This window comes from Methylovorus glucosotrophus (assembly GCF_009858335.1).
Taxonomy (GTDB): domain Bacteria; phylum Pseudomonadota; class Gammaproteobacteria; order Burkholderiales; family Methylophilaceae; genus Methylovorus; species Methylovorus glucosotrophus.
The window spans coordinates 445,140-461,967 of sequence record NZ_VMSE01000001.1; the positions used below are offsets into that span (position 1 = coordinate 445,140).

Sequence of the window (16,828 nt, forward strand, 5' to 3'; positions counted from 1 at the left end):
AAAAACGCGCCAATTCAACAACTACATTTCAAGTTCCGGATTTAACCGGGACAAAGCGATCAACGCTTTCAGGCCATCCAGGTTGACACGAGTAGATGCTTGTCCGTTTGCCGGGCTGCGGGTGGGGGTGCGAAGGTCGTCTATTTCAAATACGCTGAGCCGGATCAGGCCATGCGGCCCTTCCAGTGTAAATACCGGGACCTTCTTGCGGTCCCCGCCTTTACGGTCACTGCTGCGCCTTTCGCTGACGCGGTAGGATTTTTCGTTGGTTTCATACGGGATCTGCTGATTCAGCAGGAACATCTCGACATCCTTGAGGCTGTCGGCGAAGAGATGGATATGGGTTTCCGCAAATTTGCCGGCGGTGCCGTCCAGTACCGGGCCGGTCAAGTGCGGATTGAAGCGCTCCAGCAGCCGCATCACAATCACGGCGTCGGCCCTTAGCTGGCGCAGGTTTTCCGGCTGATCTTCGCTGTTGTAGATCTCGTGATAGAGCCGGATTTCTTCCTCGATCTCGCTATTGGTCGGCAGGCAATTGATGTCAGTGGCCCCCAGCTGCTTGCCCGCCTTGCGCTTGGCATGGCTGAAGTCGGTGATGCCCTCTTCGGCCATCATGCGGGCCGCCTGCTGTGCAATCAGCTGTCTCAGATGCTGCTGTCGGCCTGAACTGTCTTTTGCCATGATGCCTGCTCTACCTCGCCCGTGAGGGCATTGCTAACGCTTTATAAAATCTCTGTAAACCGCTCGCCAGAACAACGAATCTTCCCTAACCCCAGACTTTCGTCACGCTAGAACAACTGATCAGCCCGGGTGGGGTCCGTCGCCGTGGATTCTGGCGGTTTGCTGGTCGGGAAGCCTGGAATCGGACTGAAGGTATTGTCTTCCGCTTCTGGTGGCATGAATTCCTGATAGAAGTATTCATATATGCCGCTTTCATCATCGCTCACCCGCATGCCGGTGTGGGGGTTGATCTTCACCGATGTGATGCCCTGAGGCACAGAGTACGGCTCATCCGGCATATTGCGCAAGGCGCTGGTCATGTAGTCTATCCAGATCGGCAATGCGGCACGACCGCCGGTTTCATTGCTGCCGAGCGAGCGTGGCTGGTCATAACCGATCCAGGTGATGGCGACTTGTTTCGGATTAAAGCCTGCAAACCAGGCATCGACCTGGCTATTGGTGGTGCCGGTCTTGCCCGCAAGGTCATAACGGCCAATCTGGCGGGCCTTGGCGGCGGTGCCGATGCGTGCCACGTCCTGCATCATGGAGGTCATGAGGAAGGCGTTGCGGCCATCAATTACCCGCACGGCATTTTTGCCAACTTCATCAAACTTGGTTTCTTCGATTACCTTGCCGCGTGGGTCCACAATCTTGCTGATGATGTAAGGGCGTACGCGGTAGCCGCCATTGGCAAACACGGCATACGCACCTGCCATCTGCCAGGGCGTCACTGAGCCGGAACCTAGCGCCATGGCCAGATAGGGAGGGTGATCCTTGGGCGAGAAGCCAAAGCGGGTAATGTAATCCTGCGCGTAACGCACGCCTATGCTTTGCAAAATGCGGATGGAGACCATGTTCTTGGACTTGGTCAGCGCGGTACGCATGCGCATCGGGCCTTCGTAGGTGTTGTCGAAGTTTTTGGGTTCCCATGCCGAGCCACTACCGGTTTCGGCCGCCGAGAGCGTGAGCGGTTCATCCTCAATCATGCTGGCTGGGGTGTAGCCTTTTTCCAGCGCGGCTGAATAGATGAATGGCTTGAAGCTGGAACCCGGCTGGCGCCAGGCCTGTGTCACGTGATTGAACTTGTTGCGGTTGAAGTCAAAACCGCCGACCAGCGCACGTACCGCCCCGTTGGAAGGGTCCAGCGCAATAAAGCCCGACTGCACTTGGGGCAGTTGCGTAATCTGCCAGCCATCCGTGGTCTTGACGATGCGAACAATGGCCCCCGGTTGCAGCTTGCGCTTGGTCGGGTCTTTTTCATTCAAGGTTTTTTGCACCAGTGACAGGCCGTTGCCGGTGATCTGGATATCTTCGCCGCTCTGCGAATGCACGGTCACCAGTTTGGGGCTCAGGTTGATGACCATGGCGGGGATCAGGCCATTCGATACTTCTATCTCATCCAGGGCCTTGTCCACCCAGTTGGCTTCCTCTTCGGTGCCGTGTGCCGGAGGATGAATCACTTTTTCCGGGCCGCGATAGCCATGGCGGCTATCGTAATCCAGTATGCCTTGCAGCACGGCCTTGTTCGCGGCCTCCTGGTTGGATTTGCGGATGGTGGTGTAGACCTTGAGGCCGCTGGTGTAGATGTCATCCTTGTAGCGCTGATACATCATTTGCCGGGCGATTTCGGCCACATAATCGGCAGACAGGTCGCGCACTTGCTTGGTCTGACGGAATTTTTGCGGCTCTTTTAAAGCATTGTTGTAAGTAATTTCATCGATGTAGCGCAATTCCTGCATGCGCCGCAAAACGTAGTGCTGGCGCGCTGTGGCGCGTTTTGGATTGGCAAAAGGGTTGTAGCGGGAAGGTGCTTTTGGCAATCCGGCCAGCATGGCGGCTTCCGCCACACTCAATTTATTTAAAGGCTTGCCGTAATAGACTTGTGAAGCTGCGGCAAAACCATACGAACGCTGCCCCAGGTAGATCTGGTTGATATAAAGCTCAAGGATCTGATCCTTGGTCAGGTTGTGTTCAATCTTGATGGCCAGCAGGGCTTCACTGAGTTTGCGCGAAGCGGTTTTTTCGCTGGAGAGAAAGAAGTTGCGGGCGACCTGCATGGTAATGGTGCTGGCGCCTTCCTTGAAGCTGCCGGAGGTGACGTTGGCAATGGCGGCGCGCAGGATGCCCATGGTGTCTACCCCGCCGTGCTTGTAAAAGCGTTCATCTTCAGCGGCAAGAATGGCGTGTTTGAGTGAAGCGGGTACATCCTCGATTTTGATGAAGGCGCGGCGCTCTTCACCAAATTCACCGATGAGGTAATTGTCCTCGGAATATACCCGTAATGGCACCTTGGGTTTGTAGTCCGTCAGTGCATCAAGCGAGGGTAGTTCCGGGTAGATAAGGGTGGCCGCGAGGCCGATGAGCGCAGTGAAAACCAATCCGAGTACCAGGGCAATCAGAATCAGAAACTGCCACCATTTTTTGGGAAGCATGGAGAGATTTAATCAGTAAACGATGTGGGGACATTATATGAGTCTGATCGGCCAAATGGAAAAATATAATTCGCTTTACACTATTTAAACTTGTTGCTAGCATTTAATGTAAATTATTAGTGTTGCGCGTAACTACTCAATATAGAAAGGGAATTTCATTTTGAAATTCGACTTTTTCAAAGAAAAGACGCAGCCGTTGGTGGGGGTGGACATAAGCGCTAGCTCCGTCAAAATGGTCGAGCTGTCGACGGGAAGCAAGGGTGGTTACCACCTGGAGGGGTACGCTATCGCCTCGCTGGCCAAAGATGCTGTCGTCGATGGCAACATTGCCGGTCTTGAGCAGGTGGCAGATGCCGTCAAGCGCGCCTGGAAGCTGCTCGGTTCCCGCGAAAAACGCACAGCACTGGCATTGCCAGCTGCGGCTGTCATCAGTAAAAAAGTCATCATGCCTGGCGGCTTGCGCGAAGAAGAGATGGAGCTGCAAGTCGAGGGCGAAGCCAATCAATACATCCCGTTCTCGCTGGATGAAGTCAATATCGATTTTCAAGTGCTGGGCCCCGCTCCCAGCAGTGCCGAAGAAGTTGAAGTCCTGATTGCCGCTTCCCGCAAGGAAAAAATCGAAGATCGCGTTGCCGCGGTGGAAGGCGCTGGACTCAAGGCGCTGGTGGTGGATGTGGAAACCTACGCTACCGAGGCAGCCTATACGCTGATCGCCAATCAATTGCCCAATCAGGGGCGTGAGCAGACTGTGATGATTGTGGATATTGGCGCGGTGATGACCCACATCAATGTGCTGCACAACAATCAATCGGTTTACATCCGCGAACAGACGTTCGGTGGCGGCCAGCTTACCCAGGAAATCCAGCGTCGCTTTGGCCTGACGCCAGAAGAGGCCGAAATCTCCAAACGCAAGGGTGGCCTGCCAGAAAGCTACGAGGCCGAAGTCATGCAGCCCTTCATGCAGACCCTGGCGCTTGAAGTGGCGCGCGCCCTGCAATTCTTCACGAGTTCAACCCAGTACAACCGCGTCGACCATATCGTTCTGGCGGGCGGGTGTGCGGCGATTCCCGGCATTGATGCCCTGGTGCAGGAGCGCACCCAGGTAAATGCGATGATCGCCAACCCGTTTGCGGGCATGACGATCAACCCCAAGATCAAGCTGCAGCAATTAATGGCCGATGCGCCATCCATGCTGATTGCTTGTGGGCTGGCGATGCGCGGGGTGCATGCATGATCAGAATCAACCTGCTGCCACACCGGCAGATCAAACGCGCCGAGCGTCAGCGTGAATTCAACCTCATGCTGGTGGGTACGTTGATTCTGGGCGTCGTCATTGTGTTTATGGTGCAGACCTTTATCGGTGCCAATATTGACTCCCAGGTTAATCGCAATACCCGGCTTGAGCAGGCGAACACGCAGCTTGACCAGCAGATTGCCGAAATCAAGGAGCTGAAGAACGAGATCGGTGCGGTGCTTGAGCGCAAGCAGGTGGTGGAAAACCTGCAAACCAACCGTAGCCAGACAGTGATGGTGCTGGATGAATTGTCACGTGAGCTGCCAGAGGGCATGTTCCTCAAGTCGATCAAGCAGCAAGGCAGCGTCATTACCATTGAAGGCATCGCGGATACCAATGCGCGTGTGGCTGCCCTGGTGCGTAACCTTTCCAGCTCGCCTGCCATGGAGTCGCCCAGCCTGGTCGAAATCAAATCCGCTACCGTCAATGGCATGAAGCAGAACGACTTCATCATGAACGTCAATATCAAGATCCGGCAGCCTGACAGCGCTGATGAGCCCAAGGGCAAAATCTCATGAATTTACAGGATTTCAACCAGATTGATCTGAAGACCGCTGGCAACCTGCCTTTGCCGGTGAAAGCGGTATTGCTGGGCGTGATGTTGCTGCTGATTGTGGCGGCTGGCTACTGGTTTGTCTGGAGCCCGTCGCTGGAAGAACTGGATCAGGCCAAAGCGAAAGAAGGGCAATTGCGCGAAGTGTTTGTCACCAAAAAGCGCCAGGCCATCAATCTGGAGGCGTACAAAAAGCAGATGGTGGAAATCGAGCGAACATTTGGCGCACTGCTGAAGCAGTTGCCGGATAAATCGCAGATGGATGGCTTGCTCACCGATATCAACCAGGTGGGCCTGGAGCGTGGCCTGGAGTTTGAGCTGTTCAAACCCGGTCAGGAAGTGGTGGCGGATTTTTATGCCGAGATGCCCATTTCCATCAAGGTGATAGGCAATTACCACGATCTTGGCCTGTTTGCGGCGGATGTATCTCGCCTTTCCCGCATCGTGACTTTGAACGACATTGCGATCAGCAGCGCCAACAAGGATAGCAAGGATTCGAAGCTGGTCATGGAAGCCGTCGCCAAGACCTACCGCTATCTGGATGCCAATGAAGTGGCCGCCAAAAAAGCCGCTGACAAAGCGATCAAGAAATAAGGATGCGGCCAATCATGATGAATAATTCCCCAACCTCCACCCTGGCATCGCTGCGCGTGTTTTGCGCCATGTGTCTGGCATTGGTGCTCAGTGCCTGCAGCGGTGATCAGGGCGATGACCTTGACCAGTTCATGCAGAACGCGGCCAAGGACATGAAAGTCAAGATCGAACCTATCCCCGAAGTGAAGCCTTACAGCCCGTTTGAATACAACGCGGATGGCACCTTGCATGATCCATTCAAGGCACGCAAGGCCCAGTCCGGAAGAGGTTTGCAGCCCAATCTCAGTCGTGCACGTGAGCCGCTTGAGGGTTATCCGCTGGAAAGCCTCAAGTATGTGGGTTCGCTCAGCAAAGCCAATTTGAAGTATGCCTTGATAAAAACGCCAGATGAAAATATCCAGCAAGTAAAAATAGGCAATTACGTGGGTCAAAATTTCGGGATCGTGACCGATATAAATGATGACGCAGTGGTATTAAAAGAAATCGTACAGGACGAGCTCAGCGGCGACTGGACGGAAAGAACTTCAAGTATGGGATTGCAGGAATAGGGTGGTGAAATGACATACAGCAAATTTTTTAGCGGCCTGGCGGGCATCTTCGTGATGTTGACGCTAGTTTCACCGGCAGCGGCTGCGGATGAGCAGAACGCATTCCTCAACAAAATTGAAAAGGTCGAGTTTTCAGCCATGCCCGGTGGGCGTGTCGCCGTACGTATTCAGACTACGCAGCCGCTTTCGAATGTGCCTGCCGGTTTTACCCTGACCAATCCCTCCCGTATCGCGCTGGATTTCCCCGGTGTGGGCAATGGCCTGCAGCGCAACAGCTTGCCTGCCGAGCAGGGTGTGCTGAAAAGTGTGAGCCTGGCACAGGCAAAAGACAGAACCCGGATGGTGCTGAATCTCAGCAAGTCTGTGGGCTATAGCACCAGTACCGATGGCAATGCCACGATTATTCTGTTGCAAACCACCGAAGTTGCTGCCAACCAGACCACGGTGACCCGCTTTGCCGAGCCCAAGGCGGGCGACAAATCGCATAGTGTGACCAATGTGGATTTCATGCGCGGCAAGAATGGCGAAGGCCGCGTGATGGTGGATTTGTCTGATCCTGCCGCCGGGATTGATATCCGCCAGCAAGGCAAAACCATCGTGGTGGATTTTGTGAATACCGATATTGCCGCTTCCTTGCAACGTCGGCTTAACGTCATCAACTTCAATACGCCTGTGCTGTATGTCGATGCCATGCAGCAGGGCAAGAATACCCGCCTGGTGATTGAGCCCAAAGGCAACTGGGAGCAGTCTGCCTATCAGGCTGACAGGAAATTCATTATTGATGTACGTCCGGTGGTGGAAGATCCCAACAAGCTGGTACAAGGCAGCAAGCCTGGCTATGCCGGTGAAAAGCTTTCCCTGAACTTCCAGAATATTGACGTGCGCTCTGTGCTGCAGGTGATTGCCGACTTCACCGGCTTGAACATCATCACCAGCGATACGGTATCTGGCAATCTGACTTTGCGCTTGAAAGATGTGCCTTGGGATCAGGCGCTGGATATCATCATGTCCAGCAAGGGCCTTACCCAGCGTAAATCCGGCAATGTGATCATGGTGGCGCCGATGGAAGAAGTCGCCGCCAAGGAGAAGCTGAGTCTGGAAGCCAGCCAGCAGATTGAGGATCTGGAGCCTGTGCGTACGGAAGTCTTCACCTTGAAGTACATGAAGGCCGAATCGCTGAAGAATATCCTCACCGATGAAAAGCAGAAGATATTGTCCAAGCGAGGCAGTGCCGTGCTGGACCCCAGAACCAATACCGTGTTTGTGCAGGATACCGCCAAGCATCTGGAAGAAATCCAGCAGATCATCAACAAGACCGATATTCCTGTGAAGCAGGTGATGATCGAATCGCGCCTGGTGATTGCGGATGAAAAGTTTGGCAAGAGCCTGGGGGCACGTTTTGGCATGACCCAGCAAAGTGCCGATGGCAGAAACGTGATTGGCGGCACCCTGGGTAACCGTATTACTGAAGTGTCCAGCGATGGCACCATCACTCAAGGTACACATAACGGAACCATCCAGACCGCGACCACAGGCAGCACGGCGACCAGTTCTGATGGCGAGCCCGATTTGATGTCGAACCTGCCGGTTTCCAATGCCTACGGTAATCTGGCGTTTACCCTGCTGCGCCTGCCAGCCGGTTTGCTGCTCAACCTTGAGTTGTCTGCACTGGAAACAGACAAGCGTGGCAAGGTGGTGTCCAGTCCGCGTGTGACCACGGCCAACCAGAAAAAAGCCCAGATCCAGCAAGGTACCAAGATTCCGTATTTGCGTGCCAGCAGCAGTGGTGCAACCAGCGTGCAGTTTGTGGATGCGACGCTGAGTCTGGAAGTGACCCCGCAAGTCACGCCGGATGACAAGATCATCATGGATCTCACCATCAAGAAAGACCGTGTCGGCCAGATTTTCTCCGGTGTGCCATCGATTGAAACGCAGAGTGTAGATACCCAGGTCCTGGTATCCAACGGTGAAACCGCCGTCCTGGGTGGCATTTACGAGCAGACCGAGCGTAATGACGTGGACAAGGTGCCCTTCTTTGGCGATATTCCTTTCCTGGGTAACGCGTTCAAGCGCCGAGTGAAGCAGAATGACAAAACCGAACTGCTGATTTTCATCACGCCCAAGATCATGGATGACAATCTGTCTATCCGCTAGACAATATCTGACAGTCCGAACGTAATCCCTTAAAATGCCTGTTATGAAAATAACAGGCATTTTTTATGGCGGGGAACATCTTTTTTGTCGGGCTGATGGGTGCAGGCAAAACCACCGTGGGCCGTGTGCTGGCCAAGCATCTGCATAAAGCGTTCTACGATAGCGACCACGAGATTGAGCGCCGCACTGGCGTCAGCATTCCCTACATTTTTGAAGTGGAAGGCGAGGCGGGATTTCGTCGCCGTGAAAGCGCCATGATAGATGAGCTGGTGCGCATGCCCGATGTGGTGGTTGCCACCGGCGGCGGCGCTGTACTGCTGGATGAAAATCGCAAGAACCTTAAGCAGCATGGCACCGTCATTTACCTGAGAGCGCATGTGAACGAGCTGTGGATCCGGACGCGCAACGATAAAAATCGCCCATTGCTGCAAACGGCAGACCCGCGCAAGCGACTGGAGCAATTATTCGAGCAGCGCGACCCTTTGTATCGCGAAGTGGCGCATCATGTGGTGGATACAGGCGGCCAGTCGGTTAACACCATTGTTCACCAGATTGAATCATTGATTGGTTAAGGAATATGCAGACATTACAGGTTGAGTTGGGCGAGCGCGCCTATCCTATCCACATAGGCAGTCATTTGCTGGCGCGGGCGGATTTGATCCTGCCGCATCTCAAGCGCAAGCAGGTGGCTATTGTGACCAATACCACGGTCGCGCCGCTGTATCTGGAACAGCTGTCGCAAACATTGCAGGCCGCGGGTGTTGCTGTTATCCCCATCATCCTGCCCGATGGTGAGCAGTACAAAAACAGCGATACCCTGAACCTGATCTACGATGCCTTGCTGCAGCACCGTTGCGAGCGCAGCACTACGCTGATCGCGCTGGGCGGCGGAGTGATTGGCGACCTGACGGGCTATGCTGCGGCCACCTATCTGCGTGGTGTGCCTTTCATTCAGATTCCCACCACCTTGTTATCGCAGGTGGATTCCTCTGTAGGTGGCAAAACCGGGATCAACCATCCCCTGGGCAAAAACATGATAGGCGCGTTTTATCAGCCGCAGCTGGTGCTGGCGGATATTGCTACCTTGCATACCCTGCCAGCGCGTGAGTTATCTGCGGGCCTTGCCGAGGTTATCAAATACGGCCTGATTCGCGACTTGCCATTTTTTGAATGGCTAGAGGTTCACATGGGCGAGCTGGTGGCCTTGGATGAAGATGCCTTGCGTTACGCGATCTATCGCTCATGCGAAAACAAGGCCGAAGTGGTTGCCAAAGATGAGCGCGAGTCTGGTGAGCGTGCCCTGCTGAATCTTGGCCATACCTTCGGGCATGCCGTGGAGAATGCCATGGGTTATGGCGTATGGCTGCATGGTGAGGCAGTGGCGGCTGGCACCATGCTGGCGGCTGATTTGTCGCGGCGCATGGGCTGGTTGTCCGATGCGGATATTGCCCGCATGCGTGCTATTTTTGTAGCGGCTGGATTGCCGGTGGAAGCGCCGGCTCTGGGTGTGGAGCGTTATTTGGACCTCATGGGGCTGGATAAAAAGGTAGTAGACGGCAAGATTCGTTTTGTCCTGCAACAAGGCATAGGCAAATCCCTGGTCACCAGCGATTACGATAAAGCCGCCTTGCAAGCAACGCTGGCGTTGGCAGCATGAGCCGCCTGGCGGACTACGCAGCCCATCCCGAGCGCAGCCTGGGGCGGCGTCATGCCGAGCCAGACCCGCAGGGTCGCAACCAGTTTCAACGCGACCGCGACCGCATCATTCACTCCAGCGCCTTCCGTCGGCTGGAATATAAAACCCAGGTCTTCGTGAATCACGAAGGTGATTTGTTTCGTACCCGCCTGACGCACAGCCTGGAAGTGGCGCAGATTGGTCGGGCCATTGCGCGTAATTTAAATCTGCATGAAGACCTGATCGAAGGGATCGCCCTGGCCCACGATCTGGGGCATACACCATTTGGCCATGCCGGGCAGGATGCCTTGAATGAATGCATGCGCGACTACGGTGGGTTTGAACATAACCTGCAATCCCTGCGCGTGGTTGATCACCTTGAGCAGCGCTACGCCGAGTTTGATGGCCTGAACCTGACCTTTGAAATGCGCGAAGGCATACTCAAGCATTGCTCGCTGAAAAACGCCAGAAAGCTGGGCGATGTGGGCGAACGCTTCATCAACAAGACGCAACCCTCACTCGAGGCGCAAGTAGCGAATCTGGCCGATGAGATTGCCTACAATAATCACGATGTGGATGACGGCTTGCGCTCCGGCCTGATATCGCTAGACCAGCTGGCTGAAGTCGCCATTTTTGCCGAGCACCTGCAACAGGTCAAAGATAAATACCCCAATCTGGCGGATCGCCGTCTGATCCATGAAACCATACGTCGGATGATCAATACCCAGATCGTCGATTTGTGCAGTGAAAGTAGCCGTCATATTGCCGAACATGCACCTTCTTCCATTGAAGAAGTACGTCAAACGCCAGCGCTGATCAGTTTCAGTGCAGGCATGGCCAAACAGCAGGCCGAGCTCAAAAAGTTTCTGCGCACCAAGCTTTACCGCCATTACCGCGTTAATCGCATGAGCAATAAGGCGCATCGCATCATTACCGAGCTGTTTCGCGAGTTCATGCTGGACAGCACCATCATGCCTGACGAATTTCAACAACGTGCTGAACAAGACAAGCCTCGCGCGGTGGCTGACTATATAGCAGGCATGACCGATCGATATGCCATGCGTGAATACCAGCGCATGTTTTCGATCTCAGAGCGCGAGCTTTAAATAGCGGGTTGAGGGCCTCATGCCAGTGGGGTTGGGGTTCTTTGCTGAATTCTGCATTGTCATCTCGATGGTGCGCGCCATCTCTTTTAATCTCTTAAAAGAATCTCCTAAGGCGCTGATGACATTATTAATTTCTTCCAACACTCAGCCCTTATTTTCAGTGCAAATTTACACAAAGCTACAGCATGTTGCATGAAAACAACATTTGTTAATAAATTGTAACGAAATCGTATATTTGTCTTGCGGCGCAACTTTAGACTTTGGCATACTGCATCTACCTTCTCGCAAGGGGAGTTCGCGAACTCTTTCGATGCACATGCAAAAAGTGTACGAAAGTTAATATAAAACGCATTAGGAGATTTATATGAACAAGAAACTGGGCCTGGCAGTAGCTGGTGCTGTAATGGCATTCGGCGCATCTGCTGCTAACGCTGCGATCACCATCCCTGCTGGTGATTGGACAATCGACATCGGTGGTAACGTTAACGCTTACTACACTCACACCAAGTTCTCTGGCGACCTGAAGACTGCAGGTACCGAAGACGTAGCTAACACCGTGCAAACCGGTCTGCTGCCTTCCGCTCTGGGTATCGGTGGTAAGACTCGTCAAAACGATCTGGACATCGCGTTCCAGTTCACATTCTTTACTGGTGTTGATTCCGGTAACGGTCAATCCGGTGGCAACAACAGCCTGAACATTCGTCAAGCTTACTTGACTTTCGGTGACAAGAGCTGGGGTACTATCAAGGCTGGTCGTGACCTGGGCATTTTCGGTTCTGACGCTATCCTGTCTGACATGACTCTGCTGGGCGTTGGTATTGGCGCTGGTAGCGGTGGTTCCTCAACTCTGGGCCGTATTGGTTCTGGTTACATGTACGCTGACTGGGTAGGTCAAATTTCCTACATCTCTCCAAACTGGAACGGTTTCAGCTTTGCTGTTGGCGCTCGTGAGCCATGGTCTAATGGTTCCAGCAACACCGACATCCGTAACGACATGGGCTACGAAGGTAAAGTTAGCTATGAGTGGACTGGCGACTACGCTGGTAAGGTTTGGTTGGGTGCTATCACTCAAAAGCACAGCACTGACACCGGTTCTGTAGACAGCTACACTTCCCGCGGTTGGGATCTGGGTGGTAAGGTTAACCTGGCTGGTGTAGGCCTGGTTGGTTACTACTACGATGGCAAGGGCTTGTCCGGTTCTACCGCTGCTAGCCTGAGCACTGCTGCTAACGGTCTGCTGTTCTTGGCTGGTCAAAAGTCTGACGACAAGGGTGGCTATGTACAAGCTACTTACGCTCTGCCAGGCGTTGGCACCAAGCTGGGTCTGTCTTACGGTGTAAGCAAGTCTGAAGCTGCCGCTTCTAACGTTGAGTTCGAGAACAAGTCTTGGATCGTTGGTGCTTACCACCCTCTGACCAAGAGCCTGAACCTGGTTGCTGAATACACCGACAACAAGCTTGAAAACATCGGTTACAGCGCTGGTCAAGACGGCAAGGCTAAGACCGTGTCTCTGGGCGCGATCCTGTTCTTCTAAGATTTATTCTTAGTTGAATTGAAGCTTAAACGGCACCTTCGGGTGCCGTTTTTATTTAGGAAGATAAAATGAAATTAGTGTTTATTGGTTTGTTTGCATTAGGTTTATCTGGCTGTGCGCAGTTGATGCATGGCGAACAACAGCCTGTGGTGGCCCAGGGGAATGGCGAGTATTACACTTCATGCAGTGGGGCGGTCGAGGACTGGAATTCCTGTCACGTGAAAGCCCGCAAGGCTTGTGCTGGCGAATATGCAACGATCAAGAAGAATGAAAGTGCCGTAGGCGGCCGTCGTGAATTGACGTTCCAGTGCGTACGCTGAGATCAGTCTTCATATTTTGCTGTCGGTAGTAATCGCGCCATGGCGACGGACAAGCGTGTCGTCATGGCGGACATCACTTGAGTGGATTTAAGCAGGTATGGTATTTCATCAACAACAGGCTTTCACGATAACCTCCTCAAATTTGCAACAGGCATTGCGCACTGCGCATCAGTGGCAAGCGTCAGGTAATGCAAAAGATGCATCAATTTTGTGCCAGCAGATACTTTCCGTGAAGCCCCGGCAGGCAGATGCTATTCATTTGCTTGGAGTGATAGAGCTGCAGGATGGCAATATGGAAAAGGCGACACAGCATTTTCAAAAAGCCATCAAGATCAATAGCAAAAATCCGCAATTCCATAGCAATTTAGGCTTGGCCTGGCACGAGCAGGGTAAGCTCAAAGAGGCTGAGCAGTGCTATAAGCAGGCGATTACACTGGATGCCCGTTATCTGGACGCCTGGTATAACCTGCATGCTTTGTTGATCCGGCCCGGCGATTACCTTTCGGCTTGTGAGGCGTTGAACAAGGTGTTGGCCTTGAATCCACATGACCAGGAGGCGCGCTTGATGCTGGCGATTCTGCTGGAGTATGCAGGCAAGCCGGATCAAAGCCTGCAGGTGGAACAGATGCTGGATGTTACGAGCCAGCTGATGAAAGCGCGTCTGGATGCCTGGCATTATTTCCGTGCGTTGCCAGAGAAGCCGCTGATTACGGGGAGTAACCTTGCGACGTTCAAACGTGCCGTTGCTCAAGCCAATATCAAGGGCCTGGTAATGGAGTTTGGGGTGCGACATGGCAATAGTATTCGGCAACTTGTACAGCTGGCCGGGCAAGAAGCGCATGGTTTTGACAGCTTTCAGGGCTTGCCTGAGGATTGGCATGCCGAATCGCGTGGAAGTTACTCGACCAAGGGCGTGATACCCAAAGTGCCGCCTATGGTTAAACTGCATGCAGGGTGGTTTGATGAAACCTTGCCTGTATTCGTGGCAAAACACGAAGGCCCTGTTCGCCTCATCAACATCGACTGCGATATCTACAGCTCAACCAAGACTGTGCTGGATACGCTGGCAGAGCGTATTGTCCCGGGTACGGTGATCGTGTTCGATGAATACATCGGTAACGAGCATTGGCGCGAGGATGAGTACAAGGCTTTCCAGGAGGCGGTCGTTGCTTATGGTTGGCGCTACGAATATCTGGCGGTGAGTTTCTTTACCAAGCAGGTGGTGGTGAAGATTACCGAGGTGGGCCAGCACTGATCACTGGCCCGGTGTCCCCGTATCCTTATCGTTTCGTTTTGTTATTCCTCTATTCCTAACTCCTGAATCTTGCGGGTCAGGGTGTTGCGGCCCATGCCGAGTTGTGTCGCTGCTTCGATGCGACGGCCTCCGGTATGGCTCAGCGCACGGCTGATCAGGATTTTCTCGAATTCCTTGGTGCGTGTTTCCAGAATCTCCTGCTCCCCGCGATTGAGCGCATCCATTACTTCCGCTGCCAGCGCTTCTTGCCAGGAGGTGGCGGTGGTTGGCTTGCTGCTGTCTTCCTTCAGTTCTGGAGGCAAATCGGCGACATCGATATTTTGGCCCGGTGCCATCACGGTTAGCCAATGACACACATTCTCAAGCTGCCGCACATTGCCACTCCAGCTCATGGTGGCAAGGTAACGTAGCGCACTTGCAGACGGTTGTTTGGCTTCTACGCCGAGCTCTTGCGCGCTTTGTTGCAGGAAGTGCTTGACCAGCAGAGGCACATCCTCACGACGCTCGCGCAAAGGCGGCAGACGTAGGCGTATCACATTCAGCCGGTGGAACAAGTCTTCACGGAACAGGCCTAGCTTCACGCGCTCCTCCAGATCCTGGTGCGTGGCGGCAATGATGCGCACATTGACCTTGACGGGTTGATGCCCGCCGACGCGATAAAACTGGCCATCGCACAACACGCGCAGCAAGCGCGTTTGCAGATCAGAAGGCATGTCGCCAATTTCATCCAGAAACAGGGTGCCGCCATCGGCTTGTTCAAAGCGGCCGCGTCGTGCTGCCTGCGCGCCGGTGAAAGCGCCGCGTTCATGGCCGAACAGCTCGGACTCCAGCAGATCCTTGGGGATGGCTGCCGTGTTGATCGCGATAAACGGTTTATCTGCGCGTGGACTATGCCGATGCAGTGCGCTGGCAACCAGCTCTTTGCCGGTGCCTGATTCGCCATTAATGAGTACGGTGGCATGCGAACGGCTCAAGCGGCCAATCGCGCGAAATACCTCCTGCATGGCCGGGGCCTGGCCAATGATTTCGGGTGTCGCTTCTGGTGTAACGGCTTCCGTGGCCTGACGCATGCTTTCTTCAACGGCGCGCCGGATGATCTCAATCGCCTGATCTACATCAAAAGGCTTGGCCAGATATTCAAAAGCGCCACCCTGAAATGCCGCAACGGCACTTTCGAGATCGGAGTATGCCGTCATGATGATGACAGGAATCTCAGGCAGGCGTTTTTTCACCTCATCAAGGAAGTCGAGGCCAGAACCGTTGGGCATGCGAATGTCGCTGACAATCACTTGTGGTTCTTCCCGGGTAAGCGCATTGAGTGCCTCGGGCACGGAGGCAAAGGTCTTGAAATCCATGTCGGTGCGCGCCAGCGCTTTTTCAAAGACCCAGCGTATCGATTTGTCGTCGTCAATAATCCAGATAGGTTTCATAGCTTGCCTGTGTGTTTAAAATCGTTCATGTGTTCTACGTGAGTTTACTGCTTGGCAATAAAGCCTTTCATGGCGGTCGTTTCGATGGGTAGCAGAATGGTGAAACAGGTTTTGCCTGGTTCGCTCTCGCATTCAATCATGCCGTGATGCTGGGTGATGAATGTCTGTGCCAGCGTCAGCCCGAGGCCGGAGCCACCTTCGCGGCCGGAGACCAGTGGGTAAAAAATGCGGTCGCGGATATCAGGAGGAATCCCAGGGCCGTTGTCGATAATCTGCAGGCGTATCGCCACCCGGTAGCGTTTCTTGGCTAACGTTACCTGCCGTTCGGCGCGGGTGCGTAGTGTGATCTGCCCCGTCCCCTGCATGGCCTGTGCAGCGTTGCGGGCGATATTAAGTACGGCTTGTATCAGTTTCTCACGATCGCCAATCAGCTCGGGCAGGCTGGTATCGTAGTCGCGCTTTACCATAATGGCTTTGGGTGACTCCGCCAGCAACAGGCTGCGCACGCGCTCGAGCACTTCATGGATGTTGGTTGGCTCGTATTTGGGAACCCGGTGCGGCACCAACAAGCGATCCATCAGCGACTGCAGGCGATCCGCTTCTTTGATGATGACTTGGGTGTATTCGCGCAAATTGACCTGTGGCAGTTCATGCTCCAGCAATTGTGCCGCCCCGCGCAGTCCGCCCAGCGGATTACGGATCTCGTGGGCAAGATTGCGTAGCAGCTCAGCGTTCGCTTGCTGCTGGATGAGCATGCGTTCCTCGCGCGCAATGCGCAATTGTTGATCCATCTGCTGGAACTCAAGTACCAGGCAGGCCGGATTCACATCCACCGGGGTCACCGTGCAAGTGACAGCGACAGAACTTTGGCGCATGGTGGTGATGAGAAACTCATGTTCGCGAAATGGACTGCGATTGCTGATCGCATTTTCCACCGCTGAATGCAGGATTTCGCATTCTGGAAATACCTGAAAAATATCCAGCCCGGTAATCTGTTTGGCGCTTAATGCAAACAGGATTTCAGCCCCCGGATTGGCATATATGACCTTGCGGGAATCATCCAGCAGGATGACGGCAGTGGCGAGATGTTCGAGACCAGCGAATGTGGGAGGAATAATATGTACCATGGCAGTGGTTAAGCAAAAGCCAGGCCAGAGCATGGCGTCAAGGCGGTGAAAAAGCGTTGCATAAGATTGACCTTAAGGATGTTGAA

General features: G+C 53.8%; 15 protein-coding genes. 11 read left to right on the plus strand and 4 right to left on the minus strand.

Annotation, left to right across the window (positions count from 1 at the left end; genetic code table 11):
• Positions 1 to 21: 21 nt before the first annotated feature.
• Positions 22 to 681: a hypothetical protein gene (locus FNL37_RS02005; protein ID WP_015830998.1), complete on the minus strand. Its 660-nt coding sequence runs from the start codon at positions 679 to 681 to the stop codon at positions 22 to 24.
• Between the two features lie 107 nt (positions 682 to 788).
• Entirely contained in the window at positions 789 to 3,152 is a 2,364-nt protein-coding gene (locus FNL37_RS02010; RefSeq protein WP_159354957.1) for a penicillin-binding protein 1A, read from the minus strand.
• 160 nt (positions 3,153 to 3,312) lie between these two features.
• Between FNL37_RS02010 and FNL37_RS02015 the strand changes: the two genes are divergently transcribed.
• From FNL37_RS02015 to FNL37_RS02065, 11 genes are all read left to right on the plus strand, one after another.
• Entirely contained in the window at positions 3,313 to 4,386 is a 1,074-nt protein-coding gene (locus FNL37_RS02015) for a pilus assembly protein PilM (protein ID WP_159354958.1), read from the plus strand.
• Entirely contained in the window at positions 4,383 to 4,964 is a 582-nt protein-coding gene (locus FNL37_RS02020) for a PilN domain-containing protein (protein WP_159354959.1), read from the plus strand. Before FNL37_RS02015 ends, FNL37_RS02020 begins: the two co-directional genes overlap by 4 nt.
• On the plus strand, positions 4,961 to 5,593 hold the full coding sequence (locus FNL37_RS02025) for a type IV pilus inner membrane component PilO (RefSeq protein WP_013443215.1): 633 nt from the start codon (positions 4,961 to 4,963) through the stop codon (positions 5,591 to 5,593). Before FNL37_RS02020 ends, FNL37_RS02025 begins: the two co-directional genes overlap by 4 nt.
• A 14-nt stretch (positions 5,594 to 5,607) precedes the next feature.
• The gene (locus tag FNL37_RS02030) at positions 5,608 to 6,141 is read left to right on the plus strand and encodes a pilus assembly protein PilP (RefSeq protein ID WP_159354960.1); all 534 of its coding nucleotides are present in this window, start codon (positions 5,608 to 5,610) and stop codon (positions 6,139 to 6,141) included.
• 9 nt (positions 6,142 to 6,150) lie between these two features.
• The gene (locus FNL37_RS02035; RefSeq protein WP_159354961.1) at positions 6,151 to 8,295 is read left to right on the plus strand and encodes a type IV pilus secretin PilQ; all 2,145 of its coding nucleotides are present in this window, start codon (positions 6,151 to 6,153) and stop codon (positions 8,293 to 8,295) included.
• A 65-nt stretch (positions 8,296 to 8,360) separates the two neighbouring features.
• Positions 8,361 to 8,867, plus strand: coding sequence for a shikimate kinase (locus tag FNL37_RS02040; RefSeq protein ID WP_013443212.1), 507 nt, complete (start codon positions 8,361 to 8,363; stop codon positions 8,865 to 8,867).
• 5 nt (positions 8,868 to 8,872) lie between these two features.
• Positions 8,873 to 9,952: a 3-dehydroquinate synthase gene (gene aroB / locus FNL37_RS02045; protein WP_159354962.1), complete on the plus strand. Its 1,080-nt coding sequence runs from the start codon at positions 8,873 to 8,875 to the stop codon at positions 9,950 to 9,952.
• Entirely contained in the window at positions 9,949 to 11,076 is a 1,128-nt protein-coding gene (locus FNL37_RS02050; RefSeq protein WP_159354963.1) for a deoxyguanosinetriphosphate triphosphohydrolase, read from the plus strand. Before aroB ends, FNL37_RS02050 begins: the two co-directional genes overlap by 4 nt.
• 364 nt (positions 11,077 to 11,440) lie before the next feature.
• Entirely contained in the window at positions 11,441 to 12,610 is a 1,170-nt protein-coding gene (locus tag FNL37_RS02055; RefSeq protein ID WP_159354964.1) for a porin, read from the plus strand.
• Positions 12,611 to 12,678: 68 nt separating this feature from the next.
• Positions 12,679 to 12,930 carry a hypothetical protein gene (locus FNL37_RS02060; protein ID WP_159354965.1) on the plus strand — a complete coding sequence of 84 codons (252 nt, stop codon included), beginning with the start codon at positions 12,679 to 12,681 and terminating at the stop codon, positions 12,928 to 12,930.
• A gap of 97 nt (positions 12,931 to 13,027) precedes the next feature.
• Positions 13,028 to 14,185: a tetratricopeptide repeat protein gene (locus tag FNL37_RS02065; RefSeq protein WP_159354966.1), complete on the plus strand. Its 1,158-nt coding sequence runs from the start codon at positions 13,028 to 13,030 to the stop codon at positions 14,183 to 14,185.
• Positions 14,186 to 14,226: 41 nt separating this feature from the next.
• Here FNL37_RS02065 and ntrC read toward each other — a convergent pair whose 3' ends face one another.
• Together ntrC and glnL are read right to left on the minus strand one after the other, a co-directional pair.
• On the minus strand, positions 14,227 to 15,615 hold the full coding sequence (gene ntrC / locus FNL37_RS02070; protein ID WP_013443205.1) for a nitrogen regulation protein NR(I): 1,389 nt from the start codon (positions 15,613 to 15,615) through the stop codon (positions 14,227 to 14,229).
• Positions 15,616 to 15,659: 44 nt separating this feature from the next.
• Positions 15,660 to 16,742 carry a nitrogen regulation protein NR(II) gene (gene glnL / locus FNL37_RS02075; protein WP_013443204.1) on the minus strand — a complete coding sequence of 361 codons (1,083 nt, stop codon included), beginning with the start codon at positions 16,740 to 16,742 and terminating at the stop codon, positions 15,660 to 15,662.
• Positions 16,743 to 16,828 lie beyond the last annotated feature (86 nt).